Origin of the sequence: Citrobacter sedlakii NBRC 105722 (assembly GCF_000759835.1) — a bacterium.
Taxonomy (GTDB): domain Bacteria; phylum Pseudomonadota; class Gammaproteobacteria; order Enterobacterales; family Enterobacteriaceae; genus Citrobacter_A; species Citrobacter_A sedlakii.
Window position 1 is genome coordinate 97,423 of record NZ_BBNB01000012.1, and the last position, 18,500, is coordinate 115,922.

Sequence of the window (18,500 nt, forward strand, 5' to 3'; positions counted from 1 at the left end):
AGCATGCTTCCAAATTAAAAAATTTAACTCACCAGCGCTCTTTCAGCAGGTTCGGCTGAATACCACCAATTCCGTGGGTATTGCTGAACGGCTGCTTGATGCCAGCTTCGAATTCTTCGCGGAAATATTTAATTGCGCTCTGCAGCGGTTCCACCGCGCCCGGTGCGTGTGCACAGAAGGTTTTACCCGGGCCCAGGAACCGACACAGTTGCTCAAGCGTCTCGATATCCCCCGGCTGGCCTTCGCCACGCTCCAGTGCGCGCAGAATTTTTACGCTCCACGGTAACCCATCGCGACACGGCGTACACCAGCCGCAGGACTCACGGGCAAAGAACTCTTCCAGGTTGCGCACCAGCGACACCATGCCAATTTCATGGTCCACCGCCATCGCCAGCGCCGTCCCCAGACGGCTGCCTGCTTTACCGATACTTTCGAACTCCATCGGCAGGTCGAGATGCGCTTCGGTCAGGAAGTCAGTTCCCGCGCCGCCAGGCTGCCAGGCTTTGAATTTCAGGCCATCGCGCATACCGCCCGCATAATCCTCAAGGATTTCACGCGCGGTAGTGCCAAACGGCAGTTCCCACAGGCCTGGATTTTTCACGCGACCGGAAAAGCCCATCAGCTTGGTGCCAGCGTCTTTGCTCTTCGAAATGTTCTGATACCACTCGACGCCGTTAGCGAGAATCGCCGGGACGTTACACAGCGTTTCAACGTTGTTCACGCAGGTCGGCTTGCCCCAGACGCCAGAGGTCGCCGGGAATGGCGGCTTGGAACGCGGGTTCGCGCGGCGGCCTTCGAGGGAGTTAATCAGCGCGGTCTCTTCACCGCAGATGTAGCGCCCTGCCCCGGTGTGCACAAACAGTTCGAAGTCAAAACCGGTGCCCATGATATTTTTGCCGAGCAGACCGGCTTCGGTTGCTTCGGCAATGGCGCGACGCAGGTGAACCGCCGCTTCAATATATTCACCGCGCAGAAAGATGTAGCCACGGTACGCTTTCAGCGCAAACGCGGAGATCAGCATGCCTTCCACCAACAGGTGCGGCAGTTGTTCCATCAGCAGACGGTCTTTATAGGTGCCCGGCTCCATTTCGTCAGCGTTACACAGCAGGTAACGGATGTTCATGGATTCGTCTTTCGGCATCAGGCTCCATTTCAGGCCGGTAGAAAAGCCCGCGCCGCCGCGCCCCTTCAGGCCAGCGTCTTTCACCTGGTTGACGATCTCGTCAGGAGACAGACCGGTCAGCGCCTTACGCGCGCCTTCGTAACCGTTTTTGCTACGGTATTCGTCCAGCCAAACCGGCTGTTTATCATCACGCAGACGCCAGGTCAGCGGATGCGTTTCGGGAGTACGGATAATGTTTTTCATTTATACCGCTCCAGCAGTTCTGGAATCGCTTCCGGGGTCAGATGGCTGTGAGTGTCCTCATCAATCATCATGTTCGGCCCTTTATCGCAGTTCCCCAGGCAACAGGTCGGCAGCAGGGTGAAGCGACCATCGAACGTGGTTTGCCCCGGCTTGATATTGAGTTTTTTCTCCAGCGCCGCCTGGATCCCCTGGTAACCGGTAATGTGGCATACCACGCTGTCGCAATAGCGGATCACGTGTCGGCCAACCGGCTGGCGGAAGATCTGGCTGTAAAACGTCGCCACGCCTTCGACATCGCTCGCCGGGATCCCCAGTACGTCGGCGATCGCGTAGATCGCGCCGTCCGGCACCCAGCCACGCTGTTTCTGGACGATTTTCAGCGCTTCAATGGACGCCGCACGCGGGTCTTCGTAGTGGTGCTTTTCGTGCTCAATCGCCTCACGCTCTGCCGCACTCAGCTCAAAAGCCTCGGTTTGTGGTTGTTGATTCTCGTGCATAATTAGCGGTCCACATCTGACATAACAAAATCGATACTACCCAGATGGACGATCAGGTCGGACACCAGGCTGCCGCGTACCGCCACCGGGATCTGCTGCAGGTGCGCATAGCTCGGGGTACGGATACGGGTACGATAGCTCATGGTGCTGCCATCGCTGGTCAGGTAATAACTGTTAATACCTTTGGTCGCTTCGATCATCTGGAAAGATTCATTCGCTGGCATGACCGGCCCCCAGGACACCTGCAGGAAGTGGGTGATCAGGGTTTCGATATGCTGCAGCGTGCGCTCTTTCGGCGGCGGCGTTGTCAGCGGATGATCCGCTTTGAACGGGCCTTCCGGCATGTTATTGAGACACTGCTCAAGGATACGCAGGCTCTGGCGCAACTCTTCCACTTTCAGCATTACGCGGGTATAGCAGTCGGAGACCCCGCCGCCCACCGGCACTTCAAAGTCGAAGTTTTCATAGCCAGAGTACGGACGCGCTTTACGCACATCGAAATCGATACCGGTGGCGCGCAGGGCAGCGCCCGTACAGCCCCAGTCCAGCGCCTCTTTCGCCCCATAGGCGGCAACGCCCTGGGAACGGCCTTTCAGAATGGTGTTACGCAGCGCGGCTTTTTCGTACGAGGCCAGGCGCTTCGGCATCCAGTCAAGGAATTCACGCAGCAGTTTTTCCCACCCGCGCGGCAGATCGTGCGCAACGCCGCCGATGCGGAACCACGCCGGATGCATGCGGTAACCGGTGATCGCTTCAACCACGTCATAGATTTTCTGACGATCGGTAAAGGCAAAGAAGACCGGCGTCATTGCGCCGACGTCCTGAATAAACGTCGAGATATACAGCAGATGGCTGTTAATGCGGAACAGCTCTGAGAGCATCACACGGATCACATTGACGCGATCCGGCACGGTGATGCCCGCCAGTTTTTCTACCGCCAGCACGTAAGGCATTTCGTTGACGCAGCCGCCGAGGTATTCGATACGGTCGGTATACGGAATGTAGCTGTGCCAGGACTGGCGTTCGCCCATTTTTTCAGCGCCACGGTGGTGGTAGCCGATGTCCGGCACGCAGTCGACAATCTCTTCACCGTCGAGTTGCAGAACGATACGGAAAGCACCGTGAGAAGACGGGTGGTTTGGACCGAGGTTGAGGAACATGAAGTCCTCGTTTTCGGTACCACGCTGCATGCCCCAGTCTTCCGGTTTGAAGGTCAGCGCTTCCATCTCCAGATCCTGTTTCGCTTTGGTCAGCTCAAACGGATCGAATTCGGTGGCGCGCGCCGGGTAATCTTTACGCAGCGGGTGCCCTTGCCAGGTCGGCGGCATCAGCAGACGTGTCAGGTGTGGGTGACCGTCAAACTCAATACCAAACATGTCCCAGGTTTCACGCTCGTACCAGTTCGCGTTCGGGAACACTTTGGTAAATGTCGGCACGTGCAGGTCGTTTTCAGACAAGGCCACCTTGAGCATGATGTCGCGGTTGCGTTCAATGGAAATCAGGTGGTAGAAAACGGAAAAATCCGCGGCGGGTAACCCTTCGCGGTGCGTGCGCAGACGTTCGTCCATGCCGTGTAAGTCAAACAGCATGACGTAAGGTTTCGGCAGTTTCTTTAAGAAATCGCCCACTTCCAGTAATTGTTCACGCTTGATCCAAACAACGGGTACCCCGGTGCGAGTCGCCTGAACGGTAAAGGCATCCGGCCCAAAACGGTTGCGCAGTTCGCCAATGACCGGGTCATCAAGGTGGTCCCGGGTCTGCCATACGGCGTCTTGCGCGGTTAAGTCGGTCATATTGTTCACCATTGCAAATGGTCCGTGGTGACTGTCGACAGAGCTTCGCGCGATTTATCCACTCATCTTTCAGACCTGAACGATTTTGTGTCTATCTAATAATTAGCGAAGTCATACGCTGCTGCCGACAGGCGCAAATTAAATCTCGTCTGGTGTACGCAGATTGGTTACTGCAATGCGTTCGCCGCGCTTACGCTCGCGCTCTGACTGCATGTTGGCGCGATAAACGCCCTGATCGCCCACCACCCAGGAGAGCGGACGGCGCTCTTTGCCGATCGAATCCTGTAACAGCATTAACGCCTGCATGTACGCTTCCGGACGAGGCGGGCAACCCGGGATGTAAACATCCACAGGGATAAATTTGTCGACCCCCTGCACAACCGAATAAATATCGTACATACCGCCGGAGTTAGCGCATGCGCCCATGGAGATCACCCATTTCGGCTCCAGCATCTGGTCATAAAGGCGCTGAATCACCGGCGCCATTTTGGTAAAGCAGGTGCCTGCCACTACCATCAGGTCAGCCTGACGCGGCGACGCACGCAATACTTCCGCGCCAAAACGCGCCACGTCATGCACGGCGGTAAACGAGGTCACCATTTCAACGTAGCAGCAGGAAAGGCCGAAGTTGTACGGCCAAATAGAGTTTTTACGCCCCCAGTTAACCATGTCATGCAGTTTGCCCATGAACACGTTTTTGTTGACTTCTTGCTCCAGGGGGTCGGTTACGATCTCCTGTTTTTGCAGGGGGTAACGGTCATTCTCACCGTTAGGATCTATGCGGGTGAGCGTATAATCCATCTTAATGCCTCGCGGTTAGCGTTGACGATTAGCGATACTGTTCGTTTCCGGGTTCATACGCTCGCGGCGTGAACGCGCGGGCGTCCAGTCCAGCGCGCCAATACGCACCAGATAAACCAGACCTGCCAGTAACACAAAAATAAAAATTGCAGCTTCCACAAAGCCAACCCAGCCGCTTTCGCGAATAGAAGTTGACCATGCGAACAGATACAGCGCTTCAACGTCGAAGATAACGAAGAACATGGCCACCAGATAAAACTTGGCGGACAGGCGTAAGCGGGCGGTGCCGACCGAGTCGATACCTGATTCAAACGGGGTGTTTTTTGACCTCGCGCGTGCGCGACCGCCTAAAAACCAACCGCCGATGAGCATCAGGCAGCACAGGCCAATGGCAATAATAAGAAAGATAGCGAATGCCCAGTGATGAGCGATGACTTCAGTGGATGTTGACATACTCATTGCTTACTCATCAAAAGTAGCGCCAAATTCTCTGCTCTTATCGGCAGATGAACGCCACATCGATTCATGGGGAGGAATAAAAAAAACCTTACAATCACTGTAGAAAATCGTTTTACACAGCCAATTGATGGGGTTTTTTACTCCTTTCTATAACCTTTTGTCAACTTTAACAAAAGTTTCCTCACATTAATTTACATGACAACAACAACCTTAACATTTAATGCGTTTTAGCGCCGTGTCGATCGACTCACTGCCTAAAATCGCGGTTGTTGAATCGTGTCCGTAGTGAGGTAAAGGAAAAAAGCGCGCCTATTTTGACAGGAATTAGGGCAAATGCCTTCCCCTAAAAGGGAGTATTTTCTTGATCTGTGACACGCTTTTGTTAATTCACCATAAAAAACAGCAACAATTTCTCGCTTTTTTTAACATGCAAAAACAGCGGTTCGGTTTTAGCGTGTTTTTTGCGCAATGGTTAAGCGTGATTTCTACTCGCTGATTTTTGAGGAATTTTGCCCTTTTTCTCCTGCCCGTTAACGATATTAGTACAAAAAAAGAACCACTGGATGTTTTTTCATCATCAGTGGCTCTTTTTTACAAACACAATTTTTAACCGATGAACGCAAAGCGTTACTCGAAATCCCCTTCGACCAGCACCGAGTCATCTCCCCCTTCCGGGGTAATCGAACTGTATTGCCAGGGATTTTGCCAGGAATCCATCGCCTGAAAGATAACCTGCGCCAGCTCATTCTGACTGGCCGGATCGCGACAGAGCAGATACTCGGTGTCGGGCAGCGGCGGTAAACCGTCCACGGCGCCAAGTACACGCAGATCCGGGCTCATCATTTCAACCGGACGCGCCGTTACGCCAAGACCGGCCTTCACCGCCGCGCGAACCGCCGGCAGCGTAGAGGCCACATAAGCCAGACGCCAGGGAATGTTCGCGGCGTTCAGGGTCTTTAGCACCACGTCGCGAAAAGGGCTGGGATCGTCCAGTAGCACCAGCGGTACCGGTTCGCCTTTTTGCAACACATATTCCGCCGCGCAATACCAGTGGGTAGGTGAAGTGCGTAACGTCAGAAAGTCCACAGAAGTGGGACGATTGGTGGTCACGATCAGATCGACTTCCTGCGATTGCAGCATGTCGACGACATAGGCATTACGCTTCACCCTGACATCCAGCGCTAATTTCGGATAAACCGAACTAATGCGATTCAGAAGAAAAGGCAGAATGGTGTCGGCAGATTCATCAGAGGCGCCGATTGTTAATACCCCCTGAAGATTGCTGAACATCAAAGATGAGCACGCCTCATCGTTGAAACGTAAGATTTTCCGGGCATAGCCCAGAAGCTGAATGCCGTGTTCCGTCAACAGTTTGTTACGACCGTGACGAGCGAAAAGTTCTTTCCCTACGAGTTGCTCAAGACGCTGCATCTGCTGGCTCACCGCCGACTGCGTACGACACACCGCAGCTGCTGCTGCTGCAAAAGTGTTCAGATCGGCAACAGCAACAAATGTTCTCAGCAGATCGAGGTCGAGGTTAATTATCGGACGATTTGCGTTTATCATAATTTTTCACTTACTGGCGGCTCATTTTGAGCTCGTTAATGCTGTGCATACAAAAACAAGCAATTCCGTTTGTAATGCGCTTCCTTAGCAGGATATCCCGATGTAACAGGGTGAAAGTAAATATGTATATCATGTGACGGGTGAAATGCTACTCCCTTTCTTCAGTAATAATACCTGACGCAATTTCTCAGGATATTTCATCAAGAACGGCCTCACCTATTAAGTGAACGCGGATTTCTACCCGAGCTGATGCCAAAATGGTAAGAACAAGAAAAGAGCCGAGCATACATCAACGAGAAATAAGCATATATGGCAGTAAGTTAGCCACATTTATCCGTCCTGAATATTAGCAAATAATGCGGACCGCACGTCATTCGTCCCTTGTATCTTAACCTAAAACCACTTTATTTATAAGCCTTAATGCGAATAATCTGATGCAAAGATTTGTTAGGTTCGGCAAACTACCTCATTAATAATAACGCGTTACGTAAAGCCTTTTTAAATATTAAATAATAATTAATATGAATTGGAGGCAATCATAAACCTTGCTTAACATTAGTTTTACAGCTAACGGTATCACCCGCTGGCCATAAACACGCTTCAGGATTAATCGTTCACTATTTACGAATTATGCAAATAACAGAGACGCAACGTTTTTCCTCTTCACGCCGTCGCGTTATTTTTCAAACAACAGAATCAGCCCCATTAACACCAACAATTTAGGTTACAAAACCATTTTCAAATAAAAATTCAGAATATAAAACCACAAAAGTAGACAATCACAGTCATTAACAGCAGATTCTCACTTCACAATTTTGCAAAATCTTCTTCTGCAAAGCCTTCAAAACGCACCGCTGGGGGAGTACATTGTTTCAAGCTGACTTCCACGGCAGGGAGTGGCGATAACAGCTTAAAGGTCAAGATTCATGTCCCCCATAGAAAAATCCAGCAAATTAGATAATGTCTGTTACGACATCCGCGGTCCGGTTCTGAAAGAAGCGAAACGTCTTGAAGAAGAAGGCAATAAGGTTCTTAAACTGAACATTGGTAACCCCGCCCCTTTTGGTTTTGACGCGCCCGATGAAATACTGGTCGACGTGATCCGCAATTTGCCTACCGCACAGGGCTATTCCGACTCGAAAGGCCTTTACTCCGCGCGTAAAGCCATCATGCAGCATTATCAGGCGCGCGGGATGCGTGACGTTACTGTTGAAGATATCTACATCGGTAACGGCGTCTCTGAATTGATTGTTCAGGCGATGCAGGCGCTGCTGAATAGCGGGGATGAAATGCTGGTGCCCGCGCCGGATTATCCGCTGTGGACGGCGGCGGTCGCGCTCTCCGGCGGTAACGCCGTGCATTATCTTTGTGATGAATCTTCTGACTGGTTCCCGGATCTTGACGACATCCGCGCGAAAATCACCCCGCGCACCCGAGGCATCGTCATCATTAACCCAAACAACCCCACCGGCGCTGTCTATTCCAAAGCGTTGTTGATGGAGATCGTCGAGATCGCCCGCCAGAACAACCTGATCATTTTTGCCGATGAGATCTACGACAAAATTCTCTATGACGATGCAGAGCATCACTCCATTGCCGCCATGGCGCCGGATCTGCTGACTGTCACCTTTAACGGCCTGTCCAAAACCTACCGCGTTGCCGGTTTCCGTCAGGGCTGGATGGTGCTCAACGGGCCGAAAAAGCACGCTAAAGGGTACATTGAAGGACTGGAAATGCTGGCCTCGATGCGTCTTTGCGCCAACGTTCCGGCCCAGCACGCCATTCAAACCGCGCTGGGCGGTTATCAGAGCATCAGCGAATTTATCATGCCCGGTGGTCGTCTTTATGAGCAGCGCAACCGCGCATGGGAACTGATCAACGACATCCCAGGCGTCTCCTGCGTGAAGCCGCGCGGCGCGCTGTATATGTTCCCGAAAATCGACGCAAAACGTTTCAATATTCATGACGACCAAAAAATGGTGCTCGATTTCCTGCTGCAGGAAAAAGTGCTGCTGGTGCAGGGGACCGCATTTAACTGGCCGTGGCCGGATCACGTGCGTATTGTCACCCTGCCGCGCATCGATGACATCGAAATGTCGCTAAATAAATTTGCCCGCTTCCTGTCAGGTTATCACCAGCTGTAATCTGCCCCGGGCCGGATGCAATGCCTCGTTGAAGAGTATTTGCATCCGCCCCCTTTCTCTGCACACAATGACGTTCAGGTTGTTAACTCGAAAAGGTCGCTATGAAGCAGAGTCATTTTTTTGCCCACCTCTCCCGCCTCAAACTTATTAACCGCTGGCCTTTGATGCGCAATGTGCGTACGGAAAACGTCTCTGAGCACAGTCTACAGGTCGCGATGGTGGCGCATGCGCTGGCGGCGATCAAAAATCGCAAATTTGCCGGTCAGGTGAATGCCGAACGTATTGCGCTGCTGGCGATGTACCATGATGCGTCAGAGGTACTCACCGGCGATCTGCCGACGCCGGTTAAATATTTCAACTCGCAGATTGCGCAGGAATATAAAGCCATTGAAAAAATTGCCCAGCAGAAACTGGTGGATATGGTGCCCGACGAATTGCGGGATATCTTCGCGCCGCTGATTGACGAACACGCTTACAGCGATGAAGAAAAATCGATAGTTAAGCAGGCCGACGCCCTTTGCGCCTACCTGAAATGTCTGGAAGAACTGTCGGCGGGAAATAATGAGTTTCTGCTGGCGAAAACGCGGCTGGAAAAAACGCTTGCGTCCCGTCGCAGCCCGGAAATGGATTATTTTATGGCGGTCTTCGTGCCGAGTTTCCATTTGTCGCTGGATGAGATCAGTCAGGATTCACCGTTGTAAGGTTTGCCGGATGGCGGACAATAACCGCGCCATCCGGCATGACGGGCTTGCGGTTAAAACGGGAACAGCATGGGGATCATCACCACGCACACCGCCATAACGATAACGGTAAACGGTACGCCAAGCTTCACGAAATCGCTGAAGCTATAGTTCCCCGGTCCTAACACCAGCGTGTTGACCGGCGAAGAGACCGGCGTCATAAATGCCGCGGATGCCGCCATCGCCACCACCATCGCAAACGGATAGGGTGATACGCCCATTGATTTCGCCGCTGCCAGCGCGATAGGCGCCATCAGCACCGCAGTTGCCGTATTCGAGATAAACAGGCCAATGGTGGCGCACAGCACAAACAAGCAGCCCAACATCATATACGGCCCGTAGCCGCCGCCCACGTCCATCAGTCCTTTCACCACCAGATCGACACCGCCGGTTTTTTGCAGCGCCAGCGCGAAAGGCATCATGCCGACAATCAGGATAATGCTTGGCCAGTGAATCGCTTTATAGGCGCTTTCGGCGTCAATACAGCGAAATTTGCCCATCAGCAGACAGGCGATAATCGCCGCGATGGGGTTCGGGATTTCATCGGTCAGCATCAGTGCGACCATCAGCACCAGACAGAAAATGGCGTGCGGCGCCTGGCTGTGCGCGGGCGATGCTTCGCTCACCTCTTCCGGCAGGTTCAGCGCCACAAAGTCTCGTCCCTGCTTTGCCAGCATCCCGATCAGTTTCCAGTTACCGACCACCAGAATAATGTCGCCCATCAGCAGCGGTTCGTCGACCAACGATCCTTCGATTGCCACGCCGTCACGCTTCAGGCCAACCACGTTCAGCCCATAGCGAGTACGAAAGCCGATCTCTCGTACCGACTTGCCGATTAGCTCCGATTCTGGAATCAGCGAGATCTCCGCCATGCCAACGTCCAGCGCCTGATCGGAGAAATATTCGCCGCGCAGCACCATCGGCTCCAGAAGTTGTTCACTACAGAACTCCCGCAGATCGACATCGGCGGCGGACATATCAATTAACAACACGTCACGCGCACGAAATTCAGATACCCCATTGACGTTGACGATCACCCGGCGAAAACGCCGCCAACGCTCGACGCCAATCACGTTAGCGCCGTAGCGTTCGCGCAGTTTGAGATCGTCAAGGCGCTGACCAATCATCGGCGACCCGGGGCGGATCGCCAGCCGGCGCGCTCGCCCGGTCAGACGGTACTCTTTGATCAGATCGCGGAAGGTGCGGCGTTTCCAGCCATCACGCTGCTGCGCCTGTGGATCGCCTTTCAGCATGAAGCGCATCAGCAGCATATAGAAAATACCCAGTACCAGGACCACCAGCCCGATGGGGGTGACGCTGAAAAAACTGAATCCGCTAAACCCTTCACGCAGGAGTTCGCTGTTCACCACCAGGTTTGGCGGCGTCGCCACCAGCGTCATCATGCCGCTGATAAGCCCGGCAAAACTGAGCGGCATCATCAGGCGCGACGGCGAGGTTTGCATACGCATGGAGACGCTTAACACCACCGGGATAAAAATGGCAACCACTCCGGTGGAACTCATAAAGGCGCCCAGCCCGGCCACGGTCAGCATCAATAGCACCAGCATTTTGATTTCGCTGCTGCCAGCCATTTTAACCAGCCAGGTGCCCATAACAGTGGCGACGCCGGTACGCACCAGCCCGTCGCCGATAATAAACAGCGCGGCAATCAACACCACGTTCGGATCGCTAAAGCCAGAAAAGGCTTCGCTGAGGGTCAGCGTTCCACTCAGAACAAACGCCACGATGACCAGCAAAGCAACCGCGTCCATACGCACTCTGCCCGTCGCAAATAACACTACGGCAATAGCCAGTAATGAAAGAACCCAAATCAATTCACCGTTCACAACCTATCCTTGTCAGATGAGAAGATGGCATGATTCTGCCATAAAAAAGCCCCGACAAGCCGGGGCGAAATCATGATCAGGTATTGCTGAGTACAACCACATTCCCCTTCGGCTGTTTCGTCACCGAAAGCTGCTCGAGGCTGGTCAGCGCAAAATCGACGTCCGCCAGACGTGGGGTGTCTGCCGGAGCATTAACGGCGATAACATGGCAGCCAGCCGCTAAGCCCGATAACACGCCCGCAGGCGCGTCTTCCACCACCGCACATTCATGGGGCGCCAGGCCCAACAGCTGCGCGCCCAGCAGATAGGCGTCCGGTTCCGGCTTGCCGCGTTTGACACGCTCGGCGGTCACAAAAACCTCCGGTGCGGGGAGCCCTGCCACCTGATGGCGGGCGCGGGCAACGGGCATAGAGCCAGAGGTGACAATCGCCCACGGGATCCCGGATTTATTCAGATGGTTGAGCAAGGCAATCGCCCCCGGCAGCGCAGTGATGCCGGCCGTTTCCGTGGCTTCAATTTGCTCAAGACGCGTAAACTCAGCGGCGATTTCCGCTTCAGGCTTACCTGCCATAAAATGACGCAGCGAGGTAATCGCCTGCTTGCCATGAATAAAACCGAGTACCTCATCGTGCGCCAGGCCAAAACGATCGGCCCAGTTACACCATGCTCGCTCGACGGCGGGGAGTGAATCGACCAGCGTTCCATCCAGATCAAACAGAAAGCCTTTACACTGCACGTGTACCTCCTCAGGCGTTGATAATTTGGTTAATTTCGTTGGCGCTCAGGTGGTATTGACGCGGGCAGGCGTGCCATGCGCTCAGCATGCGCTGGTACTTCTCCCACATGGGGGTTTGCGCGTTGAAGCCGTGCGTGCCGGCGTCAAAATGGGTATAGCGTCCTTCGACATTGACCATAAAACGAACATAGCCGAGGTAACGCGCCTCTGTGGCGGCGTCGAAGCCGAGGAAGGTCACGCGACGTTCGTCGATGCTTTGCGCATCTTTCAGGTTAGCCCAGGAAACATGCAGCGCGTGGTACATCTCCATGATGTCGATCACCGTGCGGCAGGTCTCTTCTTTAAGCTCGCCAAACTCGCGATCCAGTTCGCGCATTTGCAGGCCATAGCCGCGTTCAATAATGGTTTGCAGGCGACGATAACGCTCGGCGTTGGTCGGGTCGAGCATGGTCATCATTTTGTACTGGTTAGACAAAATAAGACGTTGAGCGTTGGTCATTTCCATTTGGGACTCCTGTATCACTCTACTGCGGTGAAAAAAGTGAAAAAAAAGAAGGCATCAATATGCCTTCTTTTATATGCGTAATCCGGGGTCAATTACAAATCATCAAGGAAAGTTTTATCCAGTTGTTTGAAGGCGCGCTTAAGCGTGTCAGCCAGCGCCTGGTAGTCCGGCTTGCCTTCAACCGGGGCCAGCGCCTGTCCGGCTTCCTGTAATTTGCCCCTGACTTCGTAAAACCAGTTCAAAATTGTAGGCGGTAGCGGCGTAACCGAACGTTTACCCAGCCACCACAGCCCCTGCATGGGTAAACTGAGCGCGAACAGCGCGGTGGCGACGGCCGGTCCCAATTGACCGCCGAGGGCGATTTGCCAGCACAGGGTAAAAACGGCAATCGGCGGCATAAAGCGGATGGCGTAGCGGGTCATCCGAATAACGCGATTCTCCACAAAGACGGGCGCAAGGCGCTTTTCCATCGGCCACGTCTTCGAGTAGTGCTGCCCCCGGCGAAAAAGGCTGAAAAAATTTACGGAGCGGTGATCCGGCGTCGACATGGCTTACCTCAACTTCACATATAAAAATTCAAAAAATTGTGCAAAACAACAACTATGAGGGACAACGTTCAAAACATTTTGTCATTGCTACCCACTATCAGGTATCCTGTAGCGGCCTGTCATTGGCCTGTAGTCCAAAAGTATTGAGTCGTCAAATTGACATATAGTATGCCATTGGCTGAAAAATACGCAAAATGGCATAGACTCATAGGTATTTCTTCCATCATGCCAAAAAAGACAACTGCGCATGATGTTAATCATAAATGTCAGCGTCACACTGCGCTACGCTCTATGGCTCCCTGACGTTTTTTTAGCCACGTATCAATAATAGGTACTTCCATGTCGAGTAAGTTAGTACTGGTTCTGAACTGCGGTAGCTCCTCACTGAAATTTGCAATCATCGATGCAGTTAATGGTGAAGAATACCTTTCTGGTTTAGCCGAATGTTTCCATCTTCCAGAAGCCCGTATCAAATGGAAAATGGACGGCAGTAAACAAGAAGCGGCTTTAGGCGCAGGCGCCGCTCACAGTGAAGCGCTGAACTTTATCGTTAATACTATTCTGGCACAAAAACCAGAACTGTCTGCGCAGTTGACTGCAATCGGTCACCGTATCGTACACGGCGGCGAGAAGTACACCAGCTCCGTCGTTATTGATGACTCCGTGATTCAGGGTATCAAAGATTCCGCCTCTTTTGCACCGCTGCATAACCCGGCCCACCTGATCGGTATCGCCGAAGCACTGAAATCCTTCCCGCAGCTGAAAGACAAGAACGTCGCCGTGTTTGACACCGCGTTCCACCAAACGATGCCGGAAGAATCTTACCTGTATGCCCTGCCGTACAGCCTGTACAAAGAACACGGCGTTCGTCGTTATGGCGCACACGGCACCAGTCACTTCTTCGTGACTCAGGAAGCGGCAAAAATGCTGAACAAGCCGGTTGAAGAACTGAACATCATCACCTGCCACCTGGGCAACGGCGGTTCCGTTTCCGCTATCCGTAACGGCAAGTGCGTTGATACCTCTATGGGTCTGACTCCGCTGGAAGGTCTGGTGATGGGTACCCGTTCCGGCGATATCGATCCGGCGATTATCTTCCACCTGCACGACACCCTGGGCATGAGCGTTGACCAGATCAACAAGATGCTGACCAAAGAGTCCGGCCTGCTGGGTCTGACCGAAGTGACCAGCGATTGCCGTTATGTCGAAGACAACTACGCGACCAAAGAAGACGCTAAGCGCGCGATGGACGTTTACTGCCACCGCCTGGCGAAATACATCGGCTCCTACACTGCGCTGATGGAAGGTCGTCTGGACGCTGTCGTGTTCACCGGGGGCATTGGTGAAAACGCCGCGATGGTTCGCGAACTGTCTCTGGGCAAACTGGGCGTGCTGGGCTTTGAAGTCGATCACGAACGTAACCTGGCCGCACGCTTCGGTAAATCTGGCTTCATCAACAAAGAAGGCACCCGTCCTGCAGTGGTGATCCCAACCAACGAAGAACTGGTTATCGCGCAAGACGCGAGCCGTCTGACTGCCTGATACCACACCGCCAGCCACCATGCTGGCGGTGCTGTTTTGTCACCCGCCGATGTCGGCGGTAACGAAAGAGGATAAATCGTGTCCCGAATTATTATGCTGATCCCTACCGGAACCAGCGTCGGCCTGACCAGCGTCAGCCTCGGCGTCATCCGTGCTATGGAACGCAAAGGCGTTCGTCTGAGCGTCTTTAAGCCCATCGCTCAGCCGCGTGCTGGCGGCGATGCGCCAGACCAGACCACAACTATCGTTCGCGCGAACTCCAATCTGCCAGCGGCTGAACCGTTGAAGATGAGCCACGTTGAATCTCTGCTTTCCAGCAATCAGAAAGATGTGCTGATGGAAGAGATCATCGCGAACTACCACGCGAACACCAAAGACGCGGAAGTTGTGCTGGTTGAAGGTCTGGTTCCGACCCGTAAACACCAGTTCGCGCAGTCTCTGAACTACGAAATCGCAAAAACGCTGAACGCGGAAATCGTTTTCGTCATGTCTCAGGGTACCGACACCCCGGAACAGCTGAACGAGCGTATCGAACTGACGCGCAGCAGCTTCGGCGGCGCTAAAAACACCAACATCACAGGCGTTATCGTTAATAAACTGAACGCGCCGGTGGATGAACAGGGCCGTACCCGTCCGGACCTGTCCGAGATTTTTGACGACTCGTCAAAAGCGCAGGTGATCAAAGTTGATCCGGCTAAACTGCAAGAATCCAGCCCGCTGCCGGTTCTGGGCGCGGTGCCGTGGAGCTTTGATCTGATCGCCACCCGTGCGATCGACATGGCGCGTCACCTGAACGCGACAATCGTCAACGAAGGCGATATCAACACCCGTCGCGTGAAATCTGTGACCTTCTGCGCGCGCAGCATTCCGCACATGCTGGAGCACTTCCGCGCCGGTTCTCTGCTGGTCACATCCGCAGACCGTCCTGACGTGCTGGTTGCCGCCTGCCTGGCCGCGATGAACGGCGTGGAAATCGGCGCCCTGCTGCTGACCGGCGGCTACGAAATGGACGCGCGCATTTCTAAACTGTGCGAGCGCGCTTTTGCGACCGGCCTGCCGGTATTCATGGTGAACACCAACACCTGGCAGACCTCCCTAAGCCTGCAGAGCTTCAACCTGGAAGTGCCGGTTGACGATCACGAGCGCATCGAGAAAGTTCAGGAATACGTGGCTAACTACATCAACGCTGACTGGATTGACTCTCTGACCGCGACTTCCGAGCGTAGCCGCCGTCTGTCTCCGCCGGCGTTCCGCTATCAGCTGACCGAACTGGCGCGTAAAGCCGGTAAGCGTGTGGTCCTGCCGGAAGGCGACGAGCCGCGTACCGTGAAAGCGGCGGCGATCTGCGCTGAACGCGGTATCGCAACCTGCGTACTGTTAGGTAACCCGGATGAAATCAACCGCGTTGCCGCTTCTCAGGGCGTTGAGCTGGGTGCCGGCATTGAAATCGTTGACCCGGAAGTGGTTCGCGAAAGCTATGTCGCTCGTCTGGTCGAACTGCGTAAGAGCAAAGGCATGACCGAAACCGTTGCCCGCGAACAGCTGGAAGACAACGTGGTGCTCGGTACGCTGATGCTGGAGCAGGATGAAGTTGACGGTCTGGTGTCCGGTGCGGTTCACACCACCGCGAACACTATCCGTCCGCCTCTGCAGCTGATCAAAACCGCACCGGGTAGCTCCCTGGTTTCTTCCGTGTTCTTTATGCTGCTGCCGGAACAGGTATATGTTTACGGCGACTGCGCGATCAACCCGGATCCGACCGCTGAGCAACTGGCTGAGATCGCCATTCAGTCCGCTGAATCGGCAATTGCTTTCGGTATCGAACCGCGCGTGGCGATGCTCTCCTACTCTACCGGTACCTCTGGTGCAGGTAGCGACGTAGAGAAAGTCCGTGAAGCGACCCGCATTGCGCAGGAAAAACGTCCTGACCTGATGATCGACGGTCCGCTGCAGTACGACGCGGCGGTAATGGCTGACGTGGCGAAATCCAAAGCGCCGAACTCCCCGGTTGCCGGTCGCGCTACCGTGTTTATCTTCCCGGATCTGAACACGGGTAACACCACCTACAAAGCGGTACAGCGTTCAGCCGACCTGATCTCCATCGGGCCGATGCTGCAGGGTATGCGCAAGCCGGTGAACGACCTGTCTCGTGGCGCGCTGGTAGACGATATCGTCTACACTATCGCACTGACCGCGATTCAGTCTTCCCAGCAGGGCTAATCATTTTCCCCCTCTCGCCTCTTAAGCGAGTAAGGGGGCTTATACCGTCCGGATGTGCAAGCATCCGGATTTTTTTTGCCTAAAAATCCCCCACTCTACGGTAGCAAATTCTGAAACCGGTATAAAAAGCGCGCTTACAAATTGCATTTATATTCACCAAAATGCATACTTATTCCATTAAAACGCTACATGGAAGGTATGCTATGTCCTCGGTTTCATCCTCTCAACCCACGCAACGCAGAAAATTCGCTATGCCCGATACGCTGGTGATCATTTTTTTCGTGGCGATTTTTACCAGCCTCCTGACTTGGCTGATCCCAGCCGGGCAATTTGACACGCAGAAAATTCACTATCAGGTGGAAGGCGTTGAGAAAAGCCGCCAGGTTGTCGATCCTGCGTCGTTTCGCATCGTGACCGACGCGTCAGGTGAAGCGCAGTATAACCGGGTGCAGTTCTTCTCGACCGGCGACGCCGGAGCGGGACTCATGAACTTTCCCTTTGAAGGGCTCACGGCAGGCGATAAATACGGTTCCGCCATAGGTATTATCATGTTTATGCTGGTGATTGGCGGCGCTTTTGGCATCGTCATGCGCACAGGCACCATCGATAACGGTATCCTCGCGCTAATTAACCGGACCAAAGGCAATGAAATCCTGTTCATACCGGTGCTGTTTATGCTCTTTTCCCTCGGTGGCGCAGTGTTCGGTATGGGAGAAGAGGCGGTCGCCTTCGCTATTATCATCGCTCCGCTGATGGTTTGCTTAGGGTATGACAGTATTACCACGGTACTGGTGACCTATGTCGCAACCCAGGTCGGCTTCGCCACGTCATGGATGAACCCGTTCAGCGTAGTCATTGCGCAGGGGATTGCCGGTGTTCCCGTACTTTCCGGCTCAGGGCTGCGCATTATCATCTGGCTGCTGGCGACACTGCTGGCGATGGCCTTCACGCTGCTTTACGCGTCACGGATCCGTAAATCGCCGGAGCGCTCTGCCTGCTGGCAGTCTGACCGTTTTTTCCGCGAACAGCAGCAGCAGATTACACAGCGCAAGCTGGGCGCGGGAGACTGGCTGGTATTAGCGATCCTAACCGCCGCTATCGGCTGGGTGATATGGGGCGTTATCGTCCACGCCTGGTTTATTCCTGAAATCGCCAGTCAGTTCTTCACGATGGGCATCGTTATCGGCCTGATCGGCGTGGTGTTTCGTCTCAACGGCATGACGCTAAACGATATGGCGAACGCCTTCACCGAAGGGGCGAAAATCATGATTGCCCCCGCGCTGCTGGTCGGCTTCGCCAAAGGCATTATGCTGTTGCTGGGTAACGGCGACGCCAGCACGCCGAGCGTGTTGAATACTCTCCTCAACGCCATCGCTGGCGGCATTGGCGAGCTGCACACCGCGGTCGCCGCCTGGTTTATGCTGCTGTTCCAGACGCTGTTCAACTTCTTCGTCACCTCAGGTTCAGGCCAGGCGGCGCTGACCATGCCGCTGATGGCTCCGCTCAGCGATCTGGTCGGCGTTAATCGCCAGGTGGCCGTGCTGGCGTTTCAGTTAGGCGACGGGTTCAGCAATATTATTTACCCTACCTCGGCATCGTTAATGGCGACGCTCGGCGTTTGCCGGGTCGATTTCCGCAGTTGGATTAAGCCCGCGCTGGCCCTGGCTGGTCTGCTGTTTGCCTTCTCCAGCGTGCTGGTGGTTGGCGCGCAGATCATGGGCTACCAGTAACGAAAC

The 18,500-nt window shown here is 54.0% G+C and carries 15 protein-coding genes; 5 read left to right on the forward strand and 10 right to left on the reverse strand.

What is annotated here, in order from left to right:
• Nucleotides 1–28: 28 nt before the first annotated feature.
• From nuoF to lrhA, 6 genes are all read right to left on the reverse strand, one after another.
• A complete protein-coding gene (nuoF, locus tag CSE01S_RS16215; RefSeq protein ID WP_042290680.1) occupies nucleotides 29–1,366 on the reverse strand; it encodes an NADH-quinone oxidoreductase subunit NuoF in 1,338 nt (445 codons plus the stop codon).
• Nucleotides 1,363–1,863 (reverse strand): NADH-quinone oxidoreductase subunit NuoE, encoded by a 501-nt coding sequence (gene nuoE / locus CSE01S_RS16220; protein ID WP_012131493.1) that lies wholly within the window; start codon nucleotides 1,861–1,863, stop codon nucleotides 1,363–1,365. Before nuoE ends, nuoF begins: the two co-directional genes overlap by 4 nt.
• Before the next feature lie 2 nt (nucleotides 1,864–1,865).
• Entirely contained in the window at nucleotides 1,866–3,668 is a 1,803-nt protein-coding gene (gene nuoC / locus CSE01S_RS16225) for an NADH-quinone oxidoreductase subunit C/D (RefSeq protein WP_082636826.1), read from the reverse strand.
• A gap of 126 nt (nucleotides 3,669–3,794) precedes the next feature.
• A complete protein-coding gene (gene nuoB / locus CSE01S_RS16230) occupies nucleotides 3,795–4,457 on the reverse strand; it encodes an NADH-quinone oxidoreductase subunit NuoB (protein WP_003028075.1) in 663 nt (220 codons plus the stop codon).
• A 15-nt stretch (nucleotides 4,458–4,472) separates the two neighbouring features.
• Nucleotides 4,473–4,916: an NADH-quinone oxidoreductase subunit NuoA gene (nuoA, locus tag CSE01S_RS16235; protein ID WP_042290683.1), complete on the reverse strand. Its 444-nt coding sequence runs from the start codon at nucleotides 4,914–4,916 to the stop codon at nucleotides 4,473–4,475.
• 627 nt (nucleotides 4,917–5,543) lie between these two features.
• Nucleotides 5,544–6,482: a transcriptional regulator LrhA gene (gene lrhA / locus CSE01S_RS16240; protein ID WP_042290686.1), complete on the reverse strand. Its 939-nt coding sequence runs from the start codon at nucleotides 6,480–6,482 to the stop codon at nucleotides 5,544–5,546.
• 926 nt (nucleotides 6,483–7,408) lie between these two features.
• Here lrhA and alaA point away from each other — a divergent pair.
• Nucleotides 7,409–8,626 carry an alanine transaminase AlaA gene (gene alaA, locus CSE01S_RS16245; RefSeq protein WP_042290688.1) on the forward strand — a complete coding sequence of 406 codons (1,218 nt, stop codon included), beginning with the start codon at nucleotides 7,409–7,411 and terminating at the stop codon, nucleotides 8,624–8,626.
• A gap of 101 nt (nucleotides 8,627–8,727) precedes the next feature.
• Nucleotides 8,728–9,327 carry a 5'-deoxynucleotidase gene (yfbR, locus tag CSE01S_RS16250; RefSeq protein WP_042290691.1) on the forward strand — a complete coding sequence of 200 codons (600 nt, stop codon included), beginning with the start codon at nucleotides 8,728–8,730 and terminating at the stop codon, nucleotides 9,325–9,327.
• 53 nt (nucleotides 9,328–9,380) lie between these two features.
• On the opposite strand, the gene CSE01S_RS16255 is transcribed toward yfbR, so the two are convergent.
• From CSE01S_RS16255 to yfbV, 4 genes are all read right to left on the reverse strand, one after another.
• The gene (locus tag CSE01S_RS16255) at nucleotides 9,381–11,213 is read right to left on the reverse strand and encodes an SLC13 family permease (RefSeq protein WP_042290694.1); all 1,833 of its coding nucleotides are present in this window, start codon (nucleotides 11,211–11,213) and stop codon (nucleotides 9,381–9,383) included.
• A 76-nt stretch (nucleotides 11,214–11,289) separates the two neighbouring features.
• Entirely contained in the window at nucleotides 11,290–11,949 is a 660-nt protein-coding gene (locus tag CSE01S_RS16260; protein WP_042290696.1) for a sugar phosphatase, read from the reverse strand.
• 10 nt (nucleotides 11,950–11,959) lie between these two features.
• On the reverse strand, nucleotides 11,960–12,454 hold the full coding sequence (locus CSE01S_RS16265; protein ID WP_042290698.1) for a YfbU family protein: 495 nt from the start codon (nucleotides 12,452–12,454) through the stop codon (nucleotides 11,960–11,962).
• Between the two features lie 92 nt (nucleotides 12,455–12,546).
• Nucleotides 12,547–13,002 (reverse strand): terminus macrodomain insulation protein YfbV, encoded by a 456-nt coding sequence (yfbV, locus tag CSE01S_RS16270; protein WP_042290699.1) that lies wholly within the window; start codon nucleotides 13,000–13,002, stop codon nucleotides 12,547–12,549.
• A gap of 339 nt (nucleotides 13,003–13,341) precedes the next feature.
• Between yfbV and ackA the strand changes: the two genes are divergently transcribed.
• The 3 genes from ackA to yfcC all read left to right on the forward strand — a co-directional run bounded on the left by ackA (nucleotide 13,342) and on the right by yfcC (nucleotide 18,494).
• Nucleotides 13,342–14,544, forward strand: coding sequence for an acetate kinase (gene ackA, locus CSE01S_RS16275; protein ID WP_042290701.1), 1,203 nt, complete (start codon nucleotides 13,342–13,344; stop codon nucleotides 14,542–14,544).
• Nucleotides 14,545–14,622: 78 nt separating this feature from the next.
• Nucleotides 14,623–16,764, forward strand: coding sequence for a phosphate acetyltransferase (pta, locus tag CSE01S_RS16280; RefSeq protein WP_042290703.1), 2,142 nt, complete (start codon nucleotides 14,623–14,625; stop codon nucleotides 16,762–16,764).
• A gap of 203 nt (nucleotides 16,765–16,967) precedes the next feature.
• Nucleotides 16,968–18,494 carry a putative basic amino acid antiporter YfcC gene (gene yfcC, locus CSE01S_RS16285; RefSeq protein WP_042290704.1) on the forward strand — a complete coding sequence of 509 codons (1,527 nt, stop codon included), beginning with the start codon at nucleotides 16,968–16,970 and terminating at the stop codon, nucleotides 18,492–18,494.
• Nucleotides 18,495–18,500: the final 6 nt, after the last annotated feature.